The organism is Mesorhizobium sp. M7A.F.Ca.CA.004.12.1.1, assembly GCF_003997835.1.
Classification (GTDB): Bacteria; Pseudomonadota; Alphaproteobacteria; order Rhizobiales; family Rhizobiaceae; genus Mesorhizobium.
The window spans coordinates 1-1,371 of sequence record NZ_RZRK01001168.1 but is presented as its reverse complement, the minus strand read 5'-3'; the positions used below and the strand labels follow the sequence as shown (position 1 = coordinate 1,371).

2 protein-coding genes are annotated in these 1,371 nt (G+C 62.7%); both read right to left on the bottom strand.

Going from position 1 to position 1,371, the window contains the following annotated elements; translation table 11 throughout:
• The coding region (locus EN984_RS34765) for an ADP-ribosylglycohydrolase family protein (protein ID WP_206517568.1) at positions 1 to 526 on the bottom strand (526 nt) is incomplete at its 3' end.
• Between the two features lie 3 nt (positions 527 to 529).
• Complete coding sequence (locus tag EN984_RS34760) at positions 530 to 1,255, bottom strand: GntR family transcriptional regulator (protein WP_127268782.1); 726 nt, start codon at positions 1,253 to 1,255, stop codon at positions 530 to 532.
• Positions 1,256 to 1,371: the final 116 nt, after the last annotated feature.

The window sequence follows — 1,371 nt, the reverse complement described above, 5'->3', positions numbered from 1 at the left end:
CGATCGAGGTGTTGTGCGTCGCCCGGCAAGTCTCCGCCACCTTGCCGACGAACGTCTCCAACGGTTCAAGCGGCATCATGATGCCGACAGGCGCGATGCGCATGGCCGCGCCATTGGTGTCGCCGCTGCGTCCCGCTTCCTCGGCCGGTACGCCATTGTTGATGGCATCGATGGCACGCTTGGTCGACGGCCCCAAAAGATCATAGCTGCCGCGCGCCTTGACCTCGCGCTCCCAGTCGAGCAGCGCATTGACCCAGCGCGCGTGGTCGAAACGGTCGCCGGATTCGACCAGGATGCGGCCGAGCAGCAGCGCCTGTTCGGTATCGTCGGTGATGGTTCCAGCGGCCAGGCCCTTCGACACCGGATGATCGGCGAAAGGCTCGATGAAATCCTCTACATGGCCGTAGAGTTCGGCAATGCGAGCCGGCGACAAAAGCTGCGTCGGCATGCCGAGCGCGTCTCCCAGCGCTCCGCCGACAAGCGCGCCCATGGCGCGATCGATGGTATTGCTGGTTGCATCCGACATCGCTTAGAACCTCATATGCAGCGCAAAATGTGCCGGATTGAGCAGGCTGGTGACATACTCGATCGGCCGATCGTCAGCCGCACGCGTCAACCGGCGCCCGCGCAGGAAGGGCGTGCCTTGTGGGCAACCGAGGATGGCCGCATCCTCGGCATTGAGCATCTCGATCTCGACCCATTCCTCGCCATGGTCGGGAATGAGGCCGGCGGCGCGCAGCGTCTGGTGCAGCGAGCCCTCGCGCAGTCCGCGCAACGGTACGTCCTCAAGCTCGGAGGACAATGGCAGCCGGCTGCGCTCGATGGAGATCGCATGGCCGTCGCTGGCGTTGGTGCGCACCCGGTCAACGGCAATGAAGAACGGGCTTTCGATAGCAAGCAGCGCAGCCAGATCGGGGTCTTCGATGACCTCCAGCCGCAGCGTCCGCGTCTCGGCATTGGCGCCGGCATCGGCCAGCGCGCGCGACCAGCCGATGGAGTCATCGACCGGCTTGCCGTCGAAGGTGACGAACGAGCCGATACCAACCCTGGTCGTGATCAGCCCCCGGCTGGACAATTCCTCAAGGCCCTTGCGGACCGTATTGCGACTGACGGAGAAGCGCTGGACAAGTTCATTCTCGCTTTGCAGGCGGTCGCCGAAGCCGAGAACACCGGAGCGGATTTCATGTTCGAGAACGGTGGCGATCTGCTCGGGTTTGCCCGTACCGGGAGACAGTTGAACCGCGCGCCGCTTCATATAGTACCTGTTCAGTGAACCTGTATAATCCTGTTCAATATAGAGACCGGGATGCTATGTCAACGGGTACTGAAGACTGCCCAAAAGGCAGCGAATATGCGGAATACCGTGCAAGG